The sequence below is a fragment of the Agromyces sp. NBRC 114283 genome, assembly GCF_030268405.1.
GTDB lineage: Bacteria > Actinomycetota > Actinomycetes > Actinomycetales > Microbacteriaceae > Agromyces > Agromyces mediolanus.
Genome location: NZ_BSQP01000008.1, coordinates 1 through 726, shown reverse-complemented (window position 1 = coordinate 726; position 726 = coordinate 1). Strand labels below are relative to the sequence as shown.

General features: G+C 74.2%; 1 pseudogene. It reads right to left on the bottom strand.

Annotated elements, in window-relative coordinates:
* Positions 1–653: pseudogene (locus QSJ60_RS19040) on the bottom strand (P1 family peptidase); the annotation flags it as partial.
* Between the last annotated feature and the right edge of the window lie 73 nt (positions 654–726).

Sequence of the window (726 nt, the reverse complement as noted above, 5' to 3'; positions counted from 1 at the left end):
GTGTTGCCGGCCTCGGTGACGGGCGGGACCTGCTCGGCGAACGCCTCCTGGTAGTCGAACACCGGGTGGCGCCGGACCCCGGTCTGCGCGTCGTAGTTGCCGCGCACCACCGTGCCCGCGCGGTCCACGATCACACCGACCGGGTTCGGCACGACGACGGCGAGGATGCGCACGTCGCCGAGACGACGGAACGCCGCGCCCTGCCCGGTGATCTCGGTGCGGTCCCAGTCCACCTTGCCCGCGGACGCGCTCATGCCCGCGCCCGCCCGCCCCTGCGGGAACTCACCGGGAACGGCGAATTCGAGCGCCGCGCGGCCGAGCGCCTTGTCGGGGTAGACCGCGGTGGAGCGCGCCGAGAAGTCGTAGATGACCGCCGACGACACCAGCTGGAGCTCGGCGAAGCCGGTGCGATACTCGAGGCGTTCCAGGAGCGCGCCGCTCACCCCGGCGCCCGCCTCGAGCCCGTAGCCGGCTCCGCCGGCCAGGCAGATGGCGTGGTTGAAGTCGTAGCCGCCGGAGAGCCCCACCGCCCCGCCCCGCGCGTCCACCGCGGTGCGGGCGCCGGCGGGGATGTGGATCACGGTCGCACCGGTGGGCCCCTCCTCGTAGTGCGCCGCGCCGATGCTGACCCCGGGGAAGTCGAACCGCAGCATCTCGCGGCCCGTGCTCCTGACCGGCGCGAGATCGAAGGCGTCGTTGCCCGGACCCCCGAAGACCGGAGGGCCG